Genomic DNA, 21,804 nt, shown 5'->3' with positions numbered 1-21,804 from the left:
GACCGCGCTGCGTCCATAGACGCAAGCCGTCAGTTATCGGCTAGGCTCAGCAGGCGACGACATTGACCGCAAGGCCGCCCTCGGACGTCTCCTTGTATTTCGAGTTCATGTCGTTGCCCGTCTGGCGCATGGTTTCAATCACCTGGTCGAGACTGACCCGCGGCGTCCCCTCGCATTGCAGGGCAAGGCGGGCGGCGTTGACCGCCTTCACCGCGCCGATGGCATTGCGCTCAATACAGGGGATCTGCACCAGACCGCCCACCGGATCACAGGTCAGGCCCAGATTGTGTTCCATCCCGATTTCGGCGGCCCGGGCAATCTGCACCGGCGTACCGTCCCAGATCGCAGCCAATCCTGCTGCGGCCATGGAGCAGGCAACGCCGACCTCCCCCTGGCACCCCATTTCAGCGCCGGAAATTGATGCTTTCTGTTTGTACAGCATGGCAATGCCGCCAGCGGTGAGAAGGAAGGTGTTCACTCGCGCCATTTCGGTCAGGCCGTCCATGGCACAGTAAAAACGGATGACCGCCGGGATGATCCCCGCCGCGCCATTGGTCGGGCTGGTGACGACCTGTCCGCCTGCGGCATTTTCCTCGTTCACCGCCATGGCAAAGACGTTCAGCCAGTCAAACAAGGCCTCACGCTCATTGGCGACAGAGCGGCGGAGCTTGTCGTGCAGGCCAGGAGCACGCCGGGCCACGTCAAGACCGCCGGGCAAGATACCGTGCTGGGACAGGCCCCTGTCCATGCACGCCGCCATGACATCCCAGATCGCGCGCAGCCCTGCAGTCGTTTCTTCCTCCGGCCGAAAGGCATTCTCATTGGCCATGACAATGTCGGCAATCGACATGTTTTCGCGTTTGGCAATGGCCAGGAGCTCTGCGCCGGAGCCAAATGCAAATGGTGCCTCAACGCCATTATCGTCGGTGACGCCCATTTCATCATCGCGCCGCGTAAATCCGCCGCCAACGGAATAATAGACCTGCGAGAAAATAACTTCCCCATCGGCATTCAGGAGCGACAGTCGCATGCCGTTCGGATGAGCGTCAGGCACATCCCCGGGCGGAGCAAACCGAATATCCGCCTTCGGATCAAAATTCAGCGTCTTGCTGCCGACCTTGATCGTCTTGGTGTCGTAAACCGCCTGCACCATCTCTTCGACGCGGCTCGTATCAATCGTTTCTGCTTCCTGCTGGAGCAGCCCGAGTATCGAGGCACGATCCGTACCGTGACCGACACCTGTCAGGGCGAGTGAGCCGTAAAGGTCGCATTGTACGCGGTCTGCGCTCTCGAGAGCCCCGGCGGCCTGCGCCTCATCAAGGAACCGCTTGGCAATCTTCATCGGACCCAATGTATGGGAGCTTGAAGGCCCAATGCCGATCTTGAAAATGTCGAGAACGCTCAGCATGACCTATTCCTGTTCCGGGCCAAAGCCCTCAAACATTTCGGGCGAAACACCTTGTGCCCGAAACAGGCCCTCCACGGCAACGGCCGCCTGGCGCGCCAGCGAGGCATCGAACGCCTTGCACACCACCGCGAGGCGACCGGATGTGCCGGATTTGCCCGGATAGCTGCCGATCTTCAGACCCTTCAACGCCGTTTCCAGCGCCTGTAGCCCTTCTGCGATCTGGCTTTCCTGACAGGCGCCAGCAACGGTATAGGCCGTATAGATTGGCCCACGGACGATTTCACCGTCGAGCGATTCCAGCATGGCTGAGAAAATCTTCGGCACACCGGCCATCACATAGACATTCTCTAGCGCGAAGCCCGGTGCGCCCGAGACAACATTCTCGATCAGGCGTGCGCCCTCCGGCACCCGTGCCATCCGGCGGCGCGCATCGGTCACGGTTTCGCCCTTACGATCGTACCATTCCTTCAGAATGCTGAGCGTGTCATCACGAACATCGACGTCGACGCCAAAGGCTGCGCCGATCGCATCGGCGGTAATGTCGTCATGGGTCGGGCCAATCCCGCCCGAGGTGAAGACAGCGTCATAGCGTCGGCGGAGCTCATTCAGCGCTGCGACAATCATGTCCTGTTCATCGGGCACAATTCGCACTTCGCGCAGGGCCACGCCCCGGCGGTCCAGCCACCCGGCGAGAAAGTGGATATTGGCGTCACGGGTACGGCCGTTCAGCAGTTCATCGCCAATCGCCAACATGGCGGCGCCTGGTCTTTGGGGGGGCTGTGTTTCGCTCATGGCTCCTCGTAAACGAATACGCGCAAGGGGCAAATGGTCCGTCAGCTCAACGGTCCTGATCAAGGACATAAGCCAGAATGGCGCCCGCGCCATACATGGCCACGTCGCGCCATTCAGCTGTTGTCCCGAAAACCACCCGGGCCACGGGGACATCAGCCAAATGCAGCCATTCGATGACCCGGAGCGCCTGCGCCCCCTCGATGATGACGGCCAACGCAAAAACACCAAGCACGCTGACAAGGCGGCCCACCCGGAAAAGACCGCGCAGAAGAAAATGCAGGAAGATGACCACCAGCACATCGCCCAGATAGGGACGTACGATCGGATCACGAACAAATAGTGCGATGACCACAAGAACGACGAACAGGACCGCCGCGATGGTCAGTCGTTTGATCCGAAAACGTTTGGCCATAGCGCGCCTTTTCCCCATCAGCGACATTGTCTAGGCGGGCCCCATGAAGTTCTCCGCCCCGCTCCAGCCTGCCATCCTTCTGCGACGTTACAAACGCTTTCTCGCGGATGTTCAATTCCCCGATGGGACCGAGACGACCGTTCACTGCCCCAATCCCGGTGCCATGCTGGGCGTCGCCCCGACAGGGGCCCGCTGCTGGCTGTCGCTCTCCTCCAACAAGAACCGCAAGCTGCCCTACACGCTGGAAATCGTGGAATGCCCCGGTCCCGATGGCCCGACACTGGTGGGCATCAATACCAATCTGCCCAACCGTCTGGCCGAAGAGGCGATCTCTGCGGGATTGATTGGGGAACTCGATGCAGCCGCCCCGTTGCGCCGCGAGGTCCGCTATGGCGAGGAGAAATCCCGTATCGACATCCTGCTGGAGACATCACCCCCGACCTGGGTGGAGGTGAAGAACTGCCACCTCCTGCGTCGCGATGACGGCATCACGGAGTTTCCGGACTGTGTGACCACGCGAGGCGCAAAACATCTACGGGAGCTCAGCAGCCGGGTCGCCGCCGGGGACCGCGCTGTTCTTCTGTTCATCGTTCAACGAACCGATGCCACCGGCTTCAGCGCGGCGGCCGACCTTGACCCCGCCTATGCCGCCGGTCTGACCGAAGCCATGGAACAAGGGGTCGAGGTTTTGGCCTATGACTGCGACATCTCGCCCGAAGAAATCACCGTCCGCGGTCCCATTCCCGTCATCGTCTGAACCGAATGGTCATTAATGTAAGTTAGAGAACAAGGCCTTGTAATAGGTCAGTATGTCTGGCCAGACTGACAGCGTGGATGGACCAGCCGTTTTGATCCGATTACTGACCGTATTTTGCCTGATCATTGTGTCGGGCTGCAGCACGACGCCCCCTGACCGCATCGGTGATGTGTGCGAGATCTTCAAGGACCGGCGCAGCTGGTACCGCGCGACCCATGCGGCCGAGAAAGAGTTCGGTACGCCGAAGGCGCTGCAACTGGCCATCATCCGGCAGGAATCGAGCTTCCGTCATAATGCCAAGCCGCCGCGTGGCCGCTTTCTTTTCGTTTTTCCGGGCAAGCGGCTGTCCTCGGCTCGCGGTTACTCACAGGCGCTGGATACGACCTGGGAAGTCTTCAAGAACGAGACCGGTCGCCGCAGCGCAGAGCGGGACAAGTTCGACGACGCGGCCCAGTTTGTGGCTTGGTACGTCGCGCGCACCAGCAATATGACCGGCATCGCCCAAGACGACGCTTATCGTCAGTACCTCGCCTATCATGAGGGACCGGCAGGCTTTCTGCGCGGTACCTTCGAAGGAAAGCCGGGCGTCAAGGACGCCGCAGCACGCGTTGACTGGATTTACCGCACCTACGATGCGCAGCTTTCTCAATGTGAAAAGAAATTCCGTCGCGGCATTCCTTTCATTCCGGGAATCTAGTGCCGCGACCCATCGCTTGATCCCAGCGGCCTCAGCGGTCACAGTGGGAGCGGAAAGGGACCGGCACCATGAGCATCATCTTCACGTTTCTGGGCATTACCCTGTTCCTGGTCGGTCTCATCACCGTCTTCCTGCCCCTGCCTATCGGCCTGATCTGCATTGTGCTGGGGATCGCATTGCTCGTCGCATCCAACAAGAGAGTGCGGCAGGCCCTGTCCTGGGCGCGCGCGAAATTTCGGCGCGTCGACATGGTGTTCGACAAGGCCCAGGAAGTTTTGCCGGAAAAACTGTCCAAACCGATGCGAGAGACCGATCCCCATGAGAATGGGGATGCATCCTCCGATAGCGGCACCGGCTCAGGGGGCGGTAGCAGCGATGGCGGCGGCGGCGATGCCAAAGCGCCGCCAAACCCGCGGCCGAGCCAGCTTCTGGTATCAGATGAGCGCGTTCGGCGGCGTGATACCTACAGGCGCGAGCCGCCTCGGTCCCGACCACGCTAGGTGAAATGCTTCAGGCCGCTCGTTTCTCAACGAACGCCTTGAAATCCTTCATGTAGGTCTCGGTCTGCTTCTGGAACATCTTCGGCATGAGTGAGCCCATCAGCTTCATCATGAAGTTGTCGAACCGGAATTCGACGTGGCTCAACCATCGGGTCTTGGTCGGTTCAATTTCTTCGAAATGGTTTTCGACCCGGTTCCAGACGCCCGCTGTCTCGTAGGTCGCGACCACGCGATAAGGCAGGTCGTGCTCCACCACTGTTTCCACCATCTCGATGCGCCGCTTGCCCATGTCATAGACGAGGTGGGACTGGCGGCCCTCACCCTGCACATCGCCGGATAGCGGCGACATGCTGACAAAGCCCTGCTGCCACTCTGCCAGCACGGACGGGTTATCGAACAGGGCAACAACCTCGGCCCTCGGCCGGTCGATGATGATGTCACGGGTATATTTCACGTCGAAGCTCTCCAGTCTGAATCAACAACAAACTAGCGTGCAAACCCATTGGGGAAAGCGCGATTGCCCTTGCCCCTTGGCGGCTCAGAGCGAACAGGGTAACCACGTGCTTACTCCCGTTCACTCTTCGTTCCGAGGGCAGATGTCTCGCTCACCCAAAAAAGCCGATCTTTTTTCTGACAACGATTATTCCGCGAAGGATATCGAAGTTCTGGAAGGGCTTGAGCCGGTGCGCAAACGCCCCGGCATGTATATCGGCGGCACGGATGAACGGGCGCTGCACCACCTCTTCGCCGAAGTGCTGGACAACGCCATGGACGAGGCCGTGGCCGGACACGCCACGCGGATCGAAGTGACACTGGACGCCAATGGCCATCTCACCGTCTTCGACAATGGGCGCGGCATTCCGGTCGACAAGCACCCGAAGTTCAAGACCAAATCGGCGCTCGAAGTCATTCTCACCACCCTGCACTCCGGCGGCAAGTTCACGAACAAGGCCTACGCCACATCGGGCGGTCTGCACGGTGTCGGCATTTCCGTCGTCAACGCGCTGTCCGACGACCTGACGGTCGAGGTGGCGCGGAACAAGACGCTGTACCGCCAGACCTATTCCCGTGGCCTGCCGACCTCGCCCCTGAAAAAAGTCGGGGATGCGCCCAACAAGCGCGGCACCAGCGTCACTTTTCATCCTGACCCTGAGATTTTCGGGAAAGGCGCGGCGTTCAAGCCAGCGCGCCTGTTCCGCATGGCGCGGTCAAAGGCCTATCTCTTTGGCGGTGTCGAGATCCGCTGGGCGTGCGATCCGTCGCTCATCAAGGAAGGTGACAAGACCCCTGAAAAGGAAGTCCTGCAGTTCCGCAATGGTCTCTCCGACTACCTCAAACATGTGGTAAAGGAAAAGCCGCAGGTAACGGAGGACATTTTCTCCGGCCGGATCGAAAAAGAGGCCGGTCACGGCACGGTGGAATGGGCCGTCGCGTGGGGCGCGGCCGGATTTATCTCCCCCGCTGGTCAGGATGCGGACGGTTTCACCAATTCCTATTGTAACACCATCCCGACCCCAGAAGGCGGCACCCACGAACAGGGCCTGCGCGCGGCGCTGACTAAGGGCCTCCGCGGCTATGCGGAACTGGTGAACAACAAGAAGGCGGCGAATATTACGGCAGAGGATGTGCTGGGCACGGCCGGCGCCCTCCTCTCCGTCTTTGTCTCCAACCCTGAGTTCCAAGGCCAGACCAAAGACAAGCTTGCGACCCTTGAAGCGCAGAAACTGACCGAGGCGGCAATCCGCCCGGCATTCGATCACTGGCTCGCAGGCAATGCGAAGCAGGCGGACAAACTGCTGGAATGGGTTGTCGACCGCGCCGATGAGCGGATCCGCCGCCGCAAGGATAAAGATGTCCAGCGCGCCTCCGCCATGAAAAAACTGCGCCTGCCCGGCAAGCTGGCAGACTGTTCCGCGAAAGACCGGACGGGCACGGAGATTTTTCTGGTCGAGGGCGATTCTGCTGGCGGCAGCGCGAAACAGGCCCGCAACAGGGAGAAGCAGGCGATCCTGCCCCTGCGCGGCAAGATCCTCAACGTTGCTTCCTCAACCCGCGACAAGATTTCCGCCAATCAGGAAATCACCGACATTTCCATGGCACTGGGCGTCGGCCTTGGGTCAAAATTTGACGTCGAAGACCTGCGGTATGAAAAAGTCATCATCATGACCGATGCTGACGTGGACGGCGCGCATATCGCCGCCCTGCTCATCACTTTCTTCCATATTTCCATGCCGGGGCTGATCTCCGGCGGTCACCTCTATATGGCCCAGCCGCCCCTTTTCCGCATGACCCAAAGCGGCAAGACCGTTTACGCCATTGACGAGGCTGACCGCGAGAAGAAGCTGAAATCCGAATTCAAAGGCACGGGCAAGGTCGATATAGGCCGGTTCAAGGGTCTTGGTGAAATGAACGCCGCGGACTTGAAAGACACCACCATGAACCCGGCCACGCGCACCCTCGCCCGGGTCTATCTGCCCCCGGATGAAGTACCGGACGTCAACGACCTGTTTGAACGCCTGATGGGCAAAAAGGCGGAACCGCGCTTTCAGTTCATTCAGGAAAACGCGGCCTTTGTTGAAGAGTTGGATGTCTAGGGAGTGTGAGCAAGATAGCGTCCACTCTCACACCAAAATCTCGCCCAATGTTCTGGTTTCTCAGCTGAATTGGCTCGCCACTCGTTGGAATAAAAATCTCGGACTCGCTCACAGTGAGATTTATTGTAGTTGCCATCCATGCCAGCGGCATCAAACGTTGCTATATGAACTCGATTCCACTTTGACTCCATATCTTGCCCCAACGTCGCCGAAAGGTAAGGGCTGTCGCGATAGAGAGTGAAAACGATATCGTTCGGAACTTGATTTGTGCACGATGCCAACGTCACAAAAATTACTATAGCTAATCTCAATCTTCACCTCCTCAGCAATCCCTGAACACAGTTATACAGACAACCTCTGAGAAATCACGTTGTCCAAGAATACCTGCCCGAAATGAGGCGCGCGGCGTCCGTGCCATCTGCTAGACCTCTCCCATGATGTTCGATGCGATCAATGAAGACGCGCTCTATGACGCACTGGTGGCCCGGGATGGCCAGTACGAGGGGCGCTATTTCGTCGGCGTGACCTCCACCGGTATCTTCTGCCGCCTGACCTGCCCGGCGCGAAAGCCGTTGCGTGAGAACTGCCAGTTCTTTCCGACAATCGGCCAATGCATTGAGGCGGGCTTCCGCCCGTGCAAACGATGTAGCCCGTTGGGCCCCGCAGCCGAAGCGGACCCGATGATCGCGAACCTCCTCACGGCGCTGCACGCTGCGCCTGATCATCGCTGGTCAGAGGGAGATGTGATCACCCGAGGATTTGATCCGTCCACGGTACGCCGTGCCTTCAAGCGCCAGTTCGGTGTCACGTTCCTTGAGATGGCGCGCCTAAATCGTTTGCGGGACGGGTTCCTCGCCCTGAAAGACGGCCAGTCGGTGATTCAGGCGCAGCTGGAGGCGGGCTTTGACTCCGGCAGCGGTTTCCGCACGGCTTTTGCCAAGCTGCTCGGCGTCGCGCCGGGGAGCTTTACCGGCAAGGAGCATCTGCGTGCGGATCTGGTGGAAACGCCGGTCGGGCCGATGGTGGCCGTCGCCGATATGACGAGCCTGCACCTTCTGGAATTCATGGACCGCAAGGGCCTGCCGGCGGAGCTGAAAAAACTGCGTGATGGCGCGAAAGGCCAGCTTGGTCTTGGTCGCTTCACCCCTATTGATCAGGTGACGGAGCAGCTGGAAGGCTTTTTCGACGGACGGCGTCCCCGGTTCGATGTGCCCCTGACCATGCACGGCACGCCCTTTACCAGGCGCGTCTGGTCCGCCCTGCGCGAGATTCCGGCAGGGCAGACCCGCTCCTATGGCGATATTGCAAAGGCAATTGGCCAACCGACAGCGACCCGTGCCGTGGCGCGCGCCAATGGGGCGAACCAGATCGCCATTCTCATCCCGTGCCACCGGGTCATCGGGGCGGACGGTTCACTGACGGGATATGCGGGCGGTCTTTGGCGCAAGCAGAAGCTCATCGAACTTGAGCGGCACTATGCTGGCGCGTCAGCGTAGAGTTTTCGTCAGATAGCTGACGGTCTTACCGTTGGGCAGCAGGGCCTCGCCCACGACCTCAAAATCCATATGACGGTGAAACGCTGCGGAGCCCGGATTAGGCGGGTCAGAATTGATTTCACAGCAGGCGACCTGCTCCCCTAGGCGCCCTCGAAAATTCCGAGGGTCGCATGTTGGTAGCTCATGAGTTTACCGGGTCGAAGAAGTCCCACGCGGCGAGGTCGATATCGAACTCCCGCTTCGCCTGATCGAGCGCATCGGCCAGGGTCTCGTGGAGCGTGTCGGTGAGTTCATTCCCGCATTCGTCAAAGTACAGGAGATAAAAGCCGGTATCGGGCGGGAACGAGACGATCCGTAGGCGGGTTATAGCGTCCTCAACACGGCTTCCTCCGGCAATATGGGCAGTGAACCCACTTAGTCGAAGGTCGGTCGTGGCCTTTGTCTCGGCCCAGATTTGCATACCGTCATCCATAAAACCTCCCCAACGCGCAGCGGGCGGCGCTCTCAGATGGCATAAGCGGCCGCTGGGCCTTCAACGCCGCGAGATCCAAAGCGATTTTTCGACCTGAAATTGGTTGTTGAGTGCCAGAACAGCGCCATGGTGCTCATCTTTTATCGGATTTACGGGATCCATTCGACGTCTCCATCGTTTCTATCGATAATTAGAATTGAGAAAATCAGGATCCTGCCCACTGGTCGATAGGGGCCATCCAATGTAAATGATAATCATTCGCAAGTGAGGCTCTATGTCCCGTCGTTTCAAACCGCTGACCTACTCCCTGATGCACCTGACCGTGGCCATCGCCGTGGCCTATGCGCTCACGCGCAGCTGGCAAGCCGCGCTGGCCATCGGGCTCGTCGAGCCGTTGGTCCAGACGATCGCTTACACGTTTCATGAACGGGCCTGGGACCGCGCGTCGAAACGGGACACGCGCTCAACCAAGGCTGATTCGCTGACATACCAGTCGTACCAGCCCGCTCGCCCGGCAGCCTGAACGCGCAAATGGTCTTTGACCGCTCGAAACGCGGCAATATCCTCGCGCGTTCTCCAGTAAGAAACGGTGATGCCCACGCCGTCTGCGCCCCGCGCGCTCACATGCCCCAGATAGCCTGGCTGTTCGGCAGCCAGTTTTTCCATCTCTGCCGCGGCCTCCCCGTAGCCATCATGGCCGGCGCCCTGGCGTGAAGAGGTGAAGATAACAGCATAATAAGGCGGCTCCGGACTCATCGCATCACGCTCGCCGCGTAACAGCCGTGCATCGCATTATGCAGGTGCAGGTACTGAGCGCCTTTGACGTCGAGCAGGCGGTCAATTTTCTCAGGCAGCATCTCGTTCTTCCCCAAATCAGCGCCGATCAGCATACCTTCGGCGTCGAAGGCTCTGATCGCAATCGGCCTGTTCCACAGGATCGGCGGCAAGGCACTCTTATAGGGCGCGGCCTGCCGAACATCGGGCCGGACGTAAATTGCATACGTCGAACGATATGGCGACATGACGGCATGGTGCTCGAAGTTCACCAGCAGAACGTCCTCGCCGATCGGTGCATCCTCCAGACTGATACGACATGGAAAACCCGGGCAACTGCTTGCCTTCACCCACCGGGCCTGTTGGATCGCAAGATCCTGTCTGACAGGTCGAACAGGTGTGCGAAGGCATCTGGGCTGAGGGCATGAACTTGAAAAGACATGAAAGGTCTCCTTGATTGCCCAACCGCTATGGGCGCAAAGGACACGGCCGAGCGCCCCAAATCGGGCAGTTCATCCCGCCCCCCGCGACAATCCCGGCGACTCCCGCTATACGCAGCGATCCGCTTCCCAAGGTCCCGAGTTTCAGTGTCCCAGTCTTCTCGCCGAGCCCTCCCCGCCACCGCGCCGCGTATCATCCGCAGGCTGCCAGCGGCTGCGGTCAATCGAATTGCGGCCGGGGAAGTGATCGAACGGCCCGCAGCGGCCGTGAAAGAGCTCGTCGAAAACGCACTGGATGCCGGGGCGACGGACATCACAGTCACCGTTGAGGATGGGGGCCGCACATTGATCCGCGTGGTCGACAATGGCTGCGGCATGGGCCCCGACGCCCTGCCCGTTGCATTGGAACGCCATGCCACCTCCAAGCTCGAGCCGGACGATGCAGGCGATTACGATCTGCTGCACATCGGGACGATGGGCTTTCGGGGCGAAGCCCTGCCCTCGATCGGCTCGGTGGCGCGGATGACCATTACGTCTCGCGTCGAAGGGAGCGATGCCTGGGGCATTGCCTGTGACGCCGGGGACATGACCGAGCCGACGCCTGCCCCGCTTGCCGGCCATGGCACGCGGGTGGAAGTGCGCGACCTCTTTTACGCAACGCCAGCCCGACTCAAATTCCTCAAAGGTGAGCGGGCGGAGACGATGGCTGTCGCCGCGACCATCAAGGCGCTGGCCATGGCGCGGCCCGATGTCGGTTTTGCCCTCGATGCCGATGGCCGCCGCCGCTTCCGCTATGAGGCGCAACCTGCCGGGACCGATGGGCATCTGCAGCGCTTGGCAGCGATCATGGGCGGCGAATTTGCGGAGAATGCCGTGCCCCTCGATGCCGAGCGTGAATACGCTCATCTGACCGGGTTTGCGGGCGTGCCGACATTCAACCGCGGTCAGGCGGACCGGCAATATCTGTTCGTGAACGGACGGCCGGTGAAGGATCGCCTGCTAATGGGGGCCCTGCGCGGTGCCTATGCAGACTTCCTCGCCCGCGACCGGCATCCGCAGGTGGTCCTGTTTCTCGATCTTGCCTATGATGCCGTCGACGTGAACGTACACCCCGCAAAATCCGAAGTGCGATTCCGGGACAGTGCGCATATTCGCGGTCTGATCGTTTCGGGCCTGCGTCATGCCCTGTCAGAAGCCGGGCACCGGGCCTCCACCACTGTGGCCAGTTACGCGCTGGGCCGGGCCCAGCCTGAGGCGGCACCTGAGCGCAATCGCGAATTCACCTATCAGGCCGAACCGCGCCCCAGCGTCGACCGCTCTTACGTGCCGGCCCGCCCTGACGCGGCCGTTTTGCGGGAACAGTCAAACCCCTTCCGCGCACAGTCCATCGCTCCATCGGCGAGGGCTGATGTCCCACAAGCCGAACCGGCAGAAGACGCGCCCTCCTATCCCCTCGGTGCCGCCCGGGCGCAGCTTCACGAGACCTATATCGTGGCACAGACAACCGACGGCATCGTCATTGTCGATCAGCATGCCGCCCATGAGCGCCTCGTCTATGAGGACATGAAGCGCCATCTTGAAGAAGGGGCGATCCCCTCCCAGCGCCTGCTTATTCCTGAAGTCGTCGATCTTCCCCAAGATGAGGTCGAAACGTTGACCGAGCGGGCCGAGGAGTTTGCGGCCCTGGGGCTTCATCTGGAAAGCTTCGGCGATGGCGCCATTCTGGTGCGCGAGGTGCCGACCCTCTTTGGACAGGGGGATGTGAAGGGGCTGGTCCGAGACCTGGCCGCCGATCTCATCAATCTGGACCAGGGCCTCGCCCTGAAGGAGCGGCTGGGCGAGATCGCGGGCAATATGGCCTGCCGCGGCTCGATCCGGGCGGGACGGCGCCTTACAGGAGAGGAAATGAACCACCTGCTCCGGCAGATGGAGGCAACGCCCCATTCCGGCCAGTGCAATCACGGCCGTCCCACCTATGTCGAGTTGAAACTTGCCGATATTGAGCGCCTGTTCGGGCGCCGGTGACCGGTCGGCAGCACGCCAACAGGCCGAAACCGCTCAGCAGCGCCCATCGCCGCAGCATTTTCCGCCAAGGTTTGCCACCGCCGGATCAGCTAAAGGCAATTTTACGGCACTGCATGCAAGGTGTTGACGGGCATTCTGCGCAGGTTCATGGGCCAGCAGATTATACTCATCTGACCCCCTGAAGGCCTTCAATGGATACCGGCTTCCTGTCGACGTTTATCGCCAGCTTCGTCACCATGTTCATCGTGATCGATCCGATCATGGTGGCACCGCTTTTTGCCGCGCTAACTCATGGCGACGACAACAAGACACAGGCGAAAATCGCCATACAGGCAGCCGGTATCGCTGCGGCTGTCATTCTCGCCTTCGGGTTTTTCGGCGGCGTGATCCTCAAACATCTGGGCATCGACATCGCCGCCTTCCGCGCTGCGGGCGGCATCCTCCTGTTCCTGATCGGCTTCCGGATGTTCTTCGAGCCGGACAGTGAAATGGAAGCCAAACGGCCCGGTCCGAAAGCCTCGTCACGGGACAATGTGGCGTTCTTCCCACTCGCCATTCCGATGCTGGCCGGTCCTGGGGCCATCGCGACCATCATGCTGCTGATGAACCCGGGCCATGAGCTGCCCGTGAGCGAGCAGTGGACCATCAAGGGCGCCGTCATTCTCGCCACGATTGTTACCCTGGGGATCGGTATTGTGATCATGATGTTCTCGTCAAAGATCGCCAATGCACTGGGCCGTACGGGGATGAATACCATCTCCCGCCTCCTCGGCATGCTGCTGATGGCGCTGGCTGTGCAGTATGTTTTCGACGGCGTCCGCGTCGGCGTGCTGGAGCGCGTCGGCCTCGTCACCGTGGCGGGCATCAACCACTGACGCCAAGGGGCCATGGTTCGCTTCTTAGCCTGTTCTTAGCCCACCTACGCTGATAGCATGGAGGCTTGAAAGGAATGTGCTCACGCACATCCGGGGGAACATATGCGCCAGTTACTTTCAGCCCTTGTCGTGTTGCTGGCCGCAGCCTGTTCAACATACGGCCCCAGCAATGGCGGCAACGGCTATGTCGAAGAACAGATTGATGAGCGTATCTATGTGGTCGAAGGACGGGCCGCGACGGAACCAACGGCCCGGGCCATCGCGCTGGTCCGCGCCGCCGAGATCGCCCGCATGAACGGCTACACGCATCTGATCATACTTGAGCTGACGAGTGGCCACCGCGTCGTGACCGAGACACTCAACGCGCCCTTCATGGAGACCTATGGCTCTACCGGCGCTTTCGGCCAACCGGTGCAGCATGGCCAAGTCAGCAAGCTCACCACCAATCAGGACGCACCACCCGTGGTTCAGGTCCGCGTTGAACTGGCCGATGCCGAAACAGCGGCCGCCCGAAACGGCGTCAGCATAGAAGATGTATTCCGGCGATACGGCGCGAAGATCGGCTATCGGGGTTAAGAACTGACCATCTGCCGTCGCGTCGGACTGGACCCCTGTCGTTTTCCTAAGGCAGCCGTGCTACGGCACGGCGCTTGCGGATAAGGCACCATGCGCGACCTCGTTCTTCTGGTATTTCTGGCGGCGGCCCTTCTCTCCCTCATCCGCTATCCCTTTGTGGGACTGCTGGTCTGGGCGTGGTTTTCGCTCGCCACACCGCAGGCTGCCTCATACTGGGCCAGCCAGTATCCGCTGAACATGTACATCGCCGTCCTGACGGTCATCGCGTTCTTCTTTCACGGTGAGTTCTGGCGCGCGCGACTGTCCGGTATTTCATGGCTGATGGTAGGTTTCGCCGTCTGGCTCTGGATGTCGCAGCTGAACTCGATCGCGCCGGGGATCTCTGCCTATCCCTTCGATCTGTTCTTCAAGGTGATGATCTTCGCCCTACTGTGCTCGGCAGTGGTGACGACGCGTCTGCGCTTCCACGCCCTCCTTTGGCTTTTCGCTCTGGTGATGGGATTTTTCGGGGCCAAGGCCGGGGCCTATACGTTGGCGACCCTTGGTCGCGGGCAGGTGTTCGGCATCGACGGCACGGTCCTCTACGACAATAACCATATGGGCATCGCGCTCGCGACCACGCTGCCCGTGTTTCTCTATCTGGCGCGACAGGCGGTCATGCCGATCACCCGCTATGGCATCTGGGCGGTCTTTGGCCTCAGCATTATCGGGATCATCGGAACCCAGTCACGAGGAGCGTTCATCGCCCTGATCGTGTTTGCAGGACTGATGTGGCTGCGATCATCCTACAAGGTCATCACCGGCGCGCTCGCCGTCGTCGTCGCGATCATCGGCGTGCAGTTCCTGCCTGATGACTACACAGATCGCATGTCGACAATCACTGAGGCCGATGAGGACGCCAGCTTCATGGGGCGGGTGGAAGCGTGGGAGACAAACTGGGAGCTCGCAAAGCGCAATCCGCTGACGGGCGCTGGCCTGCGGGTCGCCTATGAGCAGGATATTGCCGACACCGTCACGGGCCATACGGCGCGCGCGGCGCACTCCATCTATTTTGAGGTCCTGGGCGGGACCGGCTTTATCGGCCTGTTGTTCTATCTGGGCTTTATCGGCCTGGCTTTTCTGAAGGCCGGACAGGCGGAGCGCCGATATGCGAGCACCGGTGAAGGCAGTTGGCGCTCGCCCTTCGGCAAATACGCTCAGATGGCGATCATAACCTTCGGAATTGGCGGTGCCTCGGTCTCCATGGAGATGTGGGACGGCTATCTGATCATCATTGCCCTGATCAGCGCCCTAGGCCGCGTGGAGGGCAATGACAAACCAGCCGCCCCCGGACGGTTCACCGATCGCCTGCACCGCCCTCAGGCCGCGACAGCGCGCGAGCGTATTCGCGCCCGTGCGCCAAGCGTCGCTGATAAATCTGTCGTGAAAGAAAATCAGATCTGAGGGGTCAGATCAGGCCTTCGCGACCAATGGCGAGAAATTTCTGGCGGCGCGAGCGGCGACGTTCATCCGCATCCATATGACCAAGGTTTTTCAGGGACACGTCAATCGCATCGCCCATGCTCTCAATCGCCTGGCGCGGATTGCGATGCGCACCGCCCGTTGGCTCTGGGATGATCGTGTCGATAACGCCGAGCTCCAGAAGGTCCTGGGCGGAGATCTTCATCGCCTCGGCAGCTTCAGCCGCGCGACCACCGTCCTTTGAATCCTTCCACAGGATCGAAGCGCAGCCTTCCGGTGAAATGACCGAATAGACCGAGTGCTCAAACATCATGACCCGGTCCGCCGCTGCGAGCGCCACGGCCCCGCCAGAGCCGCCCTCCCCCACGATACAGCTGATCACGGGCACGCCTGCGTCCAGAAACCGTGCGGTTGACGTCGCGATGGCCTCAGCCTGGCCGCGCTCTTCAGCGCCAAGTCCAGGATAAGCGCCAGCGGTATCAACGAGCGTGATGATGGGCAGGCCGAATTTCTCCGCCATCTCAACGAGGCGAATCGCTTTGCGATAGCCTTCCGGCCGGGCCATGCCGAAATTGTGGGTCACACGGCTTTGGGTATCTGTACCCTTTTCATGGCCCATCACCATGACGGACCGACCGCGAAAACGCGCCGGACCACCGATAATGGCTGCGTCCTCGCCGTAGGACCGATCACCCGCGAGCGGTGTAAATTCCGTCATCAGCTGGTCGACGCAGTCCGTGAAATGGGGGCGGCTGGCGTGCCGCGCGACGAGCGTCTTCTGCCAGCGTGAGAGGTTCTCATAGGTCTCGCCGAGCAGCTTGTCGGCCTTGGTCTGCATCCGGTTGATCTCTTCGGTCACACCGACTTTTTCTTCGCCTTCCAGGGCTCGAAGTTCGTCGATCTGGCCTTCGAGTTCAGCAATCGGCTTTTCAAACTCAAGGTAACTGCGCATGGGATCACTTTCTCTCACAATCGGGCTCCTCTCATAGGGGAGCATGAACTCGTTGACAAACCGGGAACGGTTAAGAGTTTTGCCGGGCTAGCGGATGTTTCTCTTCCATGACCCGGCGCAGGCGCTCTGTCGAGACGTGGGTATAGATCTGTGTGGTGGTGATGTCAGCATGGCCGAGCAATTGCTGGACGACCCGCAGATCGGCGCCGCCTTCGAGAAGGTGGCTCGCAAAGGCATGGCGCAGCACATGGGGCGAGACGCGGCTTGGCAGGACACCTGCAGCGGCGGCGAGATCCTTCAAGAGTTGGGCAAAGCGCGCCGTCGTGATGTGCCCTGTCTTGCCGCGCGAGGGGTACAGATAACCCGCCTTCGCCTCCGGACCGAGGGCCTCCAGCCAGTCCATCGTCGCGTTGATCGCCGGCTCGGTCAGCGGCACGATTCGTTCCTTGTCGCCCTTGCCGATGACATTGAGCCATGGGCAATCGGCGTCAAACGCCTGACGTGGCAGGCCGCACAGTTCAGACACCCGCAGGCCGGTTGCGTAGAGGACCTCCATCATCGACAGGAGGCGCAGCGCTTTTGGCGCCCCTGTCGCCGCATCGGCCTTGGCCCGATCAAGCAGCAGCGTCACTTCGTCGACACCCAGCACCTTGGGCAAGGGTCGCCTCGTCTTCGGCCGCTCCAATGCCTGTGCCGGATCATCGGCTGTGAGCCCCTCGGCATAGGTAAAGGCATAGAACTGGCGGATGGCGGACAGACAGAGCGCGGCCGTGGCCGGGCTTTTTCCCGCAGATCGCAGAAATCCCAGATAGGCAGCCAAGTCATCCCGCGTTGCCTCGGTCAGAGACACAGACCGCTGGGACGATAAGAAAGCCATGACCCGGGTGAGGTCACGGCCATAATTGCGGATTGTGCGGGCGGACGCGCCGCGCTCGACACTCATCATGTCAAGGAACAGCGCGATCGGGCCGCTGGTGGGGACGGCGCTGTCGGCGCTCGTCAATTGCCGGTCGGTTTGACCCGTGGCACTGGCGAGCCGCCCGGGCTCATCCGCGCACCGCCAGAACCGCCTTCTGCCATCAGCTTCATCGCCGCCTGACGGAAAGCCGCCTGACGATCGAGCCAATTCAGATCAGCGTGGGCACGGGCCCAGCTCATCACCGCCTGATGGATCGGCGCCGTCTCATCGCTCGTGCCCACCTTCATGCCCATGAGATAGACCAAGGTCGCCGGACCAATACTGCCGGCCTGGGCGGCATCAAGACCAGCATCGACGAAGAGCGCGACAGGCACCTCGCCTGAAGGCGCACCAGCACCAAGCGGTGCGATCTCGGCAGGTTCAAACGCCAGGCCAATATACGAGCCGATACGGCGCGCTGCGCCCGGATCGAGGATGGCATAAAGCTCCACCAGAGACCCAGCATAGGCTGAGGCAGCGGGGTCGGCGCCATCACCGGCAAGCGCGAGGATCCATTTCTCGACCACCGCAGGCTGGCTGGTGACCATGCCGGCGACCGCAATATCCGCTGCATTCGGGGCGTAGTTCATGACAGGCTCGGTCGCGGGCAGAACCTTTGCCAGAAGCATTGAGCGCGCCTTGAATGACATCCAGTCGCCATTCGCACCGCCAAGCATGTTGCCGACAGCTTCGGCCATTTCGAGCGTGCCCGGCGGTTGGGTCGTGACATTGAGAAGATCGCCCGCGAGTTGAGCGCTTGGCAGGTCATTGAGAATGGAGCGGGCCTCGGCCACATCAATCGTGTGATACGCCACTGACCAGATGAGCGCCTTTTCGCGCAGATCGGCGGGCTGGTCCCCATCGCGCGCGACGGCGGCAACGATCATCGGCCGCGCCGCATCGAGCTGCGCCATGGTCATCGGCAGACCGGCATCGGCGCGCATGGCATAGTCAATGGGACCCTGCGGAACGAAATCGCCATTCAGCCGGTCCGCAGCGAAGGCCGAAGCGCGATCAATATCGGCATCGGCGAGCCAGTCCTGACGGCGCATCAGGTCCAGGGTCAGTTCTGCCGCCGACGTCTCGCCTGCGCGGACGTAACAGAAATGGCGCAGCCGGACCCAGAACGGATCAGTGCGTCCATCCCGCAAGCTGGCCCCACGGGCACAGGCGGCATCCGCCTCACCGTCCAGCAATTCTTCATAGGCGACGACCTTTGCCAGCGCCGGTTCGGAGCGCAGCCCGGGCACGAGTTCCGCCAGCGACGCGGCGTCACGATAGAAACCAGCCTGGGCGGCCGTCAGAAATTTCCGTCCCGCCAGCAGATTGTCGGCATTGGCCGGGCCTTCGCCGGGAGACAGCGTGATGCGGCGCAGCACTTCCAGATAGAGCGGGTCAGAATAAGTGGTTGGCACCGCCGCCAGAAGCGCGTCGAGGGCGGGGCCGTCGCTGCGCTGCCAGAGATCGCGGTTCGCCGCGCCGGAATTGGGCGTCAGGGTCCCGAGAGAAAAGGCGCTGGAATCAAACTGTGCGCTGTCAGGGGTGGTCAACCGCTCCTGCGCCGATGCGGCAGACAGGCCCAGAACAGTCAGACCCAACGCCAAGCTTACGGATTTCACTACGCCCATATACCCTTTACCGAGCTTCAAGCTCGACCTCTTGTTCAATTACGCGTTGGGTCGGCTGGCGCCGATCTCCTACTACATAGAGAAGAATGATCGTGAAGACGACCAATGCAACGATAAACAGCGTGAATCGCATGGCGAAATCATGACACTCCGTGGTTCGTGTTAACCGTAACCCGGTTTATGAGCGATGTCAGGTTGATTGAACGTTACGTGCGGTCGCCCGGCGGCTTGCGGCGTGCCGCAAACCAGGCGAGCCGATCGCGGATCGTTTTTTCCGCCCCTCGGGCTGGCGGTGCATAGAAATTCTGGCGCTCCATGCCCGGCGGGAAATAGTCGAGCCCGGCATAGCCATCCGGCGTGTCGTGGTCATAGACATACCCGTCCGAATACCCCTCAGCCTTCATCAGCTTGGTCGGCGCATTCATGGCGTGGCGCGGCGGCATGAGAGAGCCCGTCTCCTTCGCCGCGCGTCTTGCCGCTTTGTAGGCCGTGTAGACGCCATTCGATTTCGGCGCGCTGGCCAGATAAACGACGGCCTGAGCCAGCGCCAATTCGCCTTCCGGCGACCCCAATTGTTCGTAGGCATCCCGCGCGGCGATCGTCATGGCGAGCGCATCGGGCGCAGCAAGGCCAATATCCTCACTCGCCATGCGGATGATCCGGCGTGCTAGAAAGCGTGGGTCCTCCCCCGCCTCCAGCATTCGGGCGAACCAGTACAGCGCCGCATCGGTATCGGACCCCCGAACGGCTTTATGCAGGGCACTGATGAGATTGTAATGACCATCCTGATTGGCGTCGTACACGGGCACCCGGCGCTGTACGACATTGGCCAGCGCTGCTTCATCAAGCGGGGCGGTGTCTTCTGGCAAAGCGGCCAGTTCTTCGGCGAGACCCAGTAGAAAACGTCCGTCCCCGTCAGCCAGTTCAAGCAGCGCCGTCCGGGCCGTGGGCGTAAGCGGCAGTGGGCGATCAAGATAGGTCTCGGCACGCCCCACCAATTGCCCGAGACTATCCGCGTCAAGACGATTGAGCGTCAACACCTGCGCGCGAGACAGAAGGGCCGCGTTCAGGGCAAATGATGGATTTTCCGTCGTTGCGCCCACCAGCGTGATGACGCCGCTTTCCATGACGGGCAGGAAGCTGTCCTGCTGCGCCCGGTTGAAGCGGTGAATCTCGTCGACAAACAGCAGCGTCCCTCGCCCCGCGGCGCGATTGCCTTCTGCCTGCGCAAAAACTTTCCGGAGATCGGCGACACCGGTAAAGATCGCGGAAATCTGCACGAAATCTAGATCGACCTCGTCGGCCAATAGCCGTGCCAAGGTCGTCTTGCCCACCCCCGGTGGTCCCCAGAAGATGATGGAAGACAGCCGCCGTTTGGCCAGCATGCGAGACAGGGGCGCACCCTCCGCCAACAAATGGTCCTGGCCCACCACCTCGCCCACCGTCGCCGGACGCAGCCGGTCGGCCAGCGGTCGCGGCGCGCCCTGCTCCAGGCCCGCAGCGCCGAACAGATCGTCGGACGCGGCTATCGACCGACTCGCAGCGTTGATACGCGGCCATTCTGATCGGCCAGTTGCATGACAAAGACGCGGCTATTCGTATTCACCGCACGCAGCACGTCCTTCACATCCTTGATGGCAACACCGTTCACCTGCACCAGCGCCAGATTGGGCTGAATACCATATCGGCGGCCAAGGCTCGTATCGTCGACGGCAGTGATGACGACGCCGCTACCCATGGGATTGCGGCCCAGCTCCTCAGCCAGGGCCGGCGACAGATTGGCGATCGTGACACCGCTCAGCGGATGCTGACCATCAAGAATTGTCTCGTTGCGCGGCGGGTCTTCGGGCGGATAGTCAAGTTTGACCGAGACCGTCTTCTGTTTGCCATCACGCAGCAGTTTCAGGTCGATCCGGTCGCCCGCGCGCCGCGTGGCCGGACGATAGCGCAGGGCCTCGGCATCAAAGATATCCTGATCACCGATCGCGACGATGACATCGCCCTCGCGAACTCCTGCCCGATCGCCGGGACTCTTAGGATAGATATCCCCGACAATGACCCCGACCGGGCGATCAAGCCCCAGGGCCGATGCCACCTTGCTGTCCACGGATGTTCCCTGCAGGCCAAGCCAGGGACGACGCACCATCCGCTCGCCGCCAGCCGCCGATTCGACGACCTGCCGGACCAGATTACCGGGTATGGCAAATCCGATGCCGTTCGATCCGCCCGACCGGGAATAGATCGCCGTGTTGACGCCGAGAAGTCGTCCGTTCACGTCAACCAGCGCACCACCGGAATTCCCCGGATTGATCGCGGCATCGGTCTGAATGAAGAACTGGTAGTCCGAGATCGACGCCGCCGTGCGCGACAGCGCCGAGACGATGCCGCTGGTGACCGTCTGTCCCACGCCGAAGGGGTTGCCAATGGCAAGGACGATGTCTCCCACTTCTGCCCGGTCACTGTCGGCAAAATCGATAAAGGGCAGATCGCTATTGGTCTCTACCCGCAGTATGGCAAGGTCTGTCTGGGCATCGGTCAGCAGGACCTCCGCCTCAAACTCGCGACGGTCCGCCAGGACGACCTTGATCTCACCGGCGTTCTCGACGACGTGGTTATTTGTAACGATGATGCCCTTGGGATCGACAATAACCCCGGACCCCAAAGAGCTCTCGACACGCTGACGGTTAAGGCCGGGCGAACGACCAAAGAAATCGCGCATGAACGGGTCATCGAAAACGGATCGCATCCGCTGGGTGACGACGCGCTTGGTGTAGATATTCACGACGGCGGGCGCCGCGTCTTTCACCACCGGGGCGTAGCTGGCTTTCAGCTCCAGATCTGTTTTCGGTATGGTCGTCTGGGCAAGGGCGGCCGGCGATGCGGGCATGAGGGCAAGGAGGACCAAAATGGGCATCAATCGCATGGGTCATGACCTCTCAAACTGAAAAGGCCCCCTTACGCCCCCATGGCGCCAGTGAGAAGCGCCG

At 61.0% G+C, this 21,804-nt stretch carries 22 protein-coding genes; 10 read left to right on the top strand and 12 right to left on the bottom strand.

Annotation, left to right across the window (positions count from 1 at the left end; translation table 11 throughout):
- Positions 1-46: 46 nt before the first annotated feature.
- The 3 genes from RUI03_RS05800 to RUI03_RS05790 are packed head-to-tail and all read right to left on the bottom strand — an operon-like array spanning position 47 to position 2,612.
- Complete coding sequence (locus RUI03_RS05800; protein WP_317289343.1) at positions 47-1,408, bottom strand: L-serine ammonia-lyase; 1,362 nt, start codon at positions 1,406-1,408, stop codon at positions 47-49.
- A 3-nt stretch (positions 1,409-1,411) separates the two neighbouring features.
- Entirely contained in the window at positions 1,412-2,200 is a 789-nt protein-coding gene (locus RUI03_RS05795) for a competence/damage-inducible protein A (protein ID WP_317289342.1), read from the bottom strand.
- Between the two features lie 46 nt (positions 2,201-2,246).
- Positions 2,247-2,612, bottom strand: a complete 366-nt coding sequence (locus RUI03_RS05790) for a DUF2809 domain-containing protein (RefSeq protein ID WP_317289341.1) — start codon at positions 2,610-2,612, stop codon at positions 2,247-2,249.
- Between the two features lie 43 nt (positions 2,613-2,655).
- Here RUI03_RS05790 and sfsA point away from each other — a divergent pair, with 43 nt between their 5' ends.
- From sfsA to RUI03_RS05775, 3 genes are all read left to right on the top strand, one after another.
- Entirely contained in the window at positions 2,656-3,369 is a 714-nt protein-coding gene (gene sfsA, locus RUI03_RS05785; protein ID WP_317289340.1) for a DNA/RNA nuclease SfsA, read from the top strand.
- 52 nt (positions 3,370-3,421) lie between these two features.
- Complete coding sequence (locus RUI03_RS05780; protein WP_317289339.1) at positions 3,422-4,066, top strand: transglycosylase SLT domain-containing protein; 645 nt, start codon at positions 3,422-3,424, stop codon at positions 4,064-4,066.
- 68 nt (positions 4,067-4,134) lie between these two features.
- Positions 4,135-4,566 (top strand): hypothetical protein, encoded by a 432-nt coding sequence (locus RUI03_RS05775; protein ID WP_317289338.1) that lies wholly within the window; start codon positions 4,135-4,137, stop codon positions 4,564-4,566.
- Between the two features lie 10 nt (positions 4,567-4,576).
- Here RUI03_RS05775 and RUI03_RS05770 read toward each other — a convergent pair whose 3' ends face one another.
- The gene (locus tag RUI03_RS05770) at positions 4,577-5,020 is read right to left on the bottom strand and encodes an SRPBCC family protein (protein WP_317289337.1); all 444 of its coding nucleotides are present in this window, start codon (positions 5,018-5,020) and stop codon (positions 4,577-4,579) included.
- Between the two features lie 142 nt (positions 5,021-5,162).
- On the opposite strand from RUI03_RS05770, the gene parE reads away from it, so the two are divergent.
- Complete coding sequence (parE, locus tag RUI03_RS05765; protein WP_317289336.1) at positions 5,163-7,160, top strand: DNA topoisomerase IV subunit B; 1,998 nt, start codon at positions 5,163-5,165, stop codon at positions 7,158-7,160.
- 434 nt (positions 7,161-7,594) lie between these two features.
- The gene (locus RUI03_RS05760; protein WP_317289335.1) at positions 7,595-8,656 is read left to right on the top strand and encodes a trifunctional transcriptional activator/DNA repair protein Ada/methylated-DNA--[protein]-cysteine S-methyltransferase; all 1,062 of its coding nucleotides are present in this window, start codon (positions 7,595-7,597) and stop codon (positions 8,654-8,656) included.
- A gap of 181 nt (positions 8,657-8,837) precedes the next feature.
- Here RUI03_RS05760 and RUI03_RS05755 read toward each other — a convergent pair whose 3' ends face one another.
- Positions 8,838-9,128 carry a hypothetical protein gene (locus tag RUI03_RS05755; protein WP_317289334.1) on the bottom strand — a complete coding sequence of 97 codons (291 nt, stop codon included), beginning with the start codon at positions 9,126-9,128 and terminating at the stop codon, positions 8,838-8,840.
- 274 nt (positions 9,129-9,402) lie between these two features.
- Here RUI03_RS05755 and RUI03_RS05750 point away from each other — a divergent pair, with 274 nt between their 5' ends.
- The gene (locus tag RUI03_RS05750) at positions 9,403-9,651 is read left to right on the top strand and encodes a DUF2061 domain-containing protein (protein ID WP_317289333.1); all 249 of its coding nucleotides are present in this window, start codon (positions 9,403-9,405) and stop codon (positions 9,649-9,651) included.
- Here RUI03_RS05750 and RUI03_RS14735 read toward each other — a convergent pair.
- Both RUI03_RS14735 and RUI03_RS05745 read right to left on the bottom strand, forming a co-directional pair.
- Complete coding sequence (locus RUI03_RS14735; RefSeq protein WP_410795920.1) at positions 9,549-9,794, bottom strand: antibiotic biosynthesis monooxygenase family protein; 246 nt, start codon at positions 9,792-9,794, stop codon at positions 9,549-9,551. The genes RUI03_RS05750 and RUI03_RS14735 overlap by 103 nt on opposite strands.
- An 86-nt stretch (positions 9,795-9,880) precedes the next feature.
- Positions 9,881-10,252 carry a DUF1203 domain-containing protein gene (locus RUI03_RS05745; RefSeq protein WP_317289332.1) on the bottom strand — a complete coding sequence of 124 codons (372 nt, stop codon included), beginning with the start codon at positions 10,250-10,252 and terminating at the stop codon, positions 9,881-9,883.
- Positions 10,253-10,489: 237 nt separating this feature from the next.
- On the opposite strand from RUI03_RS05745, the gene mutL reads away from it, so the two are divergent.
- From mutL to RUI03_RS05725, 4 genes are all read left to right on the top strand, one after another.
- Positions 10,490-12,367: a DNA mismatch repair endonuclease MutL gene (gene mutL / locus RUI03_RS05740; RefSeq protein WP_317289331.1), complete on the top strand. Its 1,878-nt coding sequence runs from the start codon at positions 10,490-10,492 to the stop codon at positions 12,365-12,367.
- 191 nt (positions 12,368-12,558) lie between these two features.
- On the top strand, positions 12,559-13,242 hold the full coding sequence (locus tag RUI03_RS05735; RefSeq protein WP_317289330.1) for a MarC family protein: 684 nt from the start codon (positions 12,559-12,561) through the stop codon (positions 13,240-13,242).
- A gap of 102 nt (positions 13,243-13,344) precedes the next feature.
- Positions 13,345-13,818, top strand: coding sequence for a CC0125/CC1285 family lipoprotein (locus RUI03_RS05730; RefSeq protein ID WP_317289329.1), 474 nt, complete (start codon positions 13,345-13,347; stop codon positions 13,816-13,818).
- Positions 13,819-13,908: 90 nt separating this feature from the next.
- Positions 13,909-15,261 (top strand): putative O-glycosylation ligase, exosortase A system-associated, encoded by a 1,353-nt coding sequence (locus RUI03_RS05725; protein ID WP_317289328.1) that lies wholly within the window; start codon positions 13,909-13,911, stop codon positions 15,259-15,261.
- A 4-nt stretch (positions 15,262-15,265) separates the two neighbouring features.
- Here RUI03_RS05725 and RUI03_RS05720 read toward each other — a convergent pair whose 3' ends face one another.
- From RUI03_RS05720 to RUI03_RS05700, 5 genes are all read right to left on the bottom strand, one after another.
- On the bottom strand, positions 15,266-16,231 hold the full coding sequence (locus tag RUI03_RS05720) for an acetyl-CoA carboxylase carboxyltransferase subunit alpha (protein ID WP_317289327.1): 966 nt from the start codon (positions 16,229-16,231) through the stop codon (positions 15,266-15,268).
- A 70-nt stretch (positions 16,232-16,301) separates the two neighbouring features.
- Complete coding sequence (locus tag RUI03_RS05715) at positions 16,302-17,234, bottom strand: site-specific tyrosine recombinase XerD (protein ID WP_317289326.1); 933 nt, start codon at positions 17,232-17,234, stop codon at positions 16,302-16,304.
- Positions 17,231-18,838: a hypothetical protein gene (locus RUI03_RS05710; protein ID WP_317289325.1), complete on the bottom strand. Its 1,608-nt coding sequence runs from the start codon at positions 18,836-18,838 to the stop codon at positions 17,231-17,233. Before RUI03_RS05710 ends, RUI03_RS05715 begins: the two co-directional genes overlap by 4 nt.
- 185 nt (positions 18,839-19,023) lie before the next feature.
- Positions 19,024-20,346, bottom strand: coding sequence for a replication-associated recombination protein A (locus tag RUI03_RS05705; RefSeq protein WP_410795919.1), 1,323 nt, complete (start codon positions 20,344-20,346; stop codon positions 19,024-19,026).
- Positions 20,343-21,740 (bottom strand): Do family serine endopeptidase, encoded by a 1,398-nt coding sequence (locus RUI03_RS05700; RefSeq protein WP_317289324.1) that lies wholly within the window; start codon positions 21,738-21,740, stop codon positions 20,343-20,345. The genes RUI03_RS05705 and RUI03_RS05700 overlap by 4 nt, the downstream gene beginning before the upstream one ends.
- Positions 21,741-21,804 lie beyond the last annotated feature (64 nt).

The sequence above is a fragment of the Parvularcula sp. LCG005 genome (assembly GCF_032930845.1).
GTDB lineage: Bacteria > Pseudomonadota > Alphaproteobacteria > Caulobacterales > Parvularculaceae > Parvularcula.
This window is presented reverse-complemented; position numbering and strand designations above follow the sequence as displayed.

What these genes read in the sequence shown, in the direction of transcription:
- parE (WP_317289336.1), top strand. Translation starts at nt 5,163, where the DNA reads ATGTCTCGCTCACCCAAAAAAGCCGATCTTTTTTCTGACAACGATTAT.
- RUI03_RS05775 (WP_317289338.1), top strand. Translation starts at nt 4,135, where the DNA reads ATGAGCATCATCTTCACGTTTCTGGGCATTACCCTGTTCCTGGTCGGT.
- RUI03_RS05750 (WP_317289333.1), top strand. Translation starts at nt 9,403, where the DNA reads ATGTCCCGTCGTTTCAAACCGCTGACCTACTCCCTGATGCACCTGACC.
- RUI03_RS14735 (WP_410795920.1), bottom strand. Translation starts at nt 9,794, where the DNA reads ATGGAAAAACTGGCTGCCGAACAGCCAGGCTATCTGGGGCATGTGAGC.
- RUI03_RS05800 (WP_317289343.1), bottom strand. Translation starts at nt 1,408, where the DNA reads ATGCTGAGCGTTCTCGACATTTTCAAGATCGGCATTGGGCCTTCAAGC.
- sfsA (WP_317289340.1), top strand. Translation starts at nt 2,656, where the DNA reads ATGAAGTTCTCCGCCCCGCTCCAGCCTGCCATCCTTCTGCGACGTTAC.
- RUI03_RS05700 (WP_317289324.1), bottom strand. Translation starts at nt 21,740, where the DNA reads ATGCGATTGATGCCCATTTTGGTCCTCCTTGCCCTCATGCCCGCATCG.
- RUI03_RS05790 (WP_317289341.1), bottom strand. Translation starts at nt 2,612, where the DNA reads ATGGCCAAACGTTTTCGGATCAAACGACTGACCATCGCGGCGGTCCTG.
- RUI03_RS05755 (WP_317289334.1), bottom strand. Translation starts at nt 9,128, where the DNA reads ATGGATGACGGTATGCAAATCTGGGCCGAGACAAAGGCCACGACCGAC.
- RUI03_RS05735 (WP_317289330.1), top strand. Translation starts at nt 12,559, where the DNA reads ATGGATACCGGCTTCCTGTCGACGTTTATCGCCAGCTTCGTCACCATG.
- RUI03_RS05720 (WP_317289327.1), bottom strand. Translation starts at nt 16,231, where the DNA reads ATGCGCAGTTACCTTGAGTTTGAAAAGCCGATTGCTGAACTCGAAGGC.
- RUI03_RS05795 (WP_317289342.1), bottom strand. Translation starts at nt 2,200, where the DNA reads ATGAGCGAAACACAGCCCCCCCAAAGACCAGGCGCCGCCATGTTGGCG.
- RUI03_RS05760 (WP_317289335.1), top strand. Translation starts at nt 7,595, where the DNA reads ATGATGTTCGATGCGATCAATGAAGACGCGCTCTATGACGCACTGGTG.
- RUI03_RS05725 (WP_317289328.1), top strand. Translation starts at nt 13,909, where the DNA reads ATGCGCGACCTCGTTCTTCTGGTATTTCTGGCGGCGGCCCTTCTCTCC.
- RUI03_RS05730 (WP_317289329.1), top strand. Translation starts at nt 13,345, where the DNA reads ATGCGCCAGTTACTTTCAGCCCTTGTCGTGTTGCTGGCCGCAGCCTGT.
- RUI03_RS05780 (WP_317289339.1), top strand. Translation starts at nt 3,422, where the DNA reads ATGTCTGGCCAGACTGACAGCGTGGATGGACCAGCCGTTTTGATCCGA.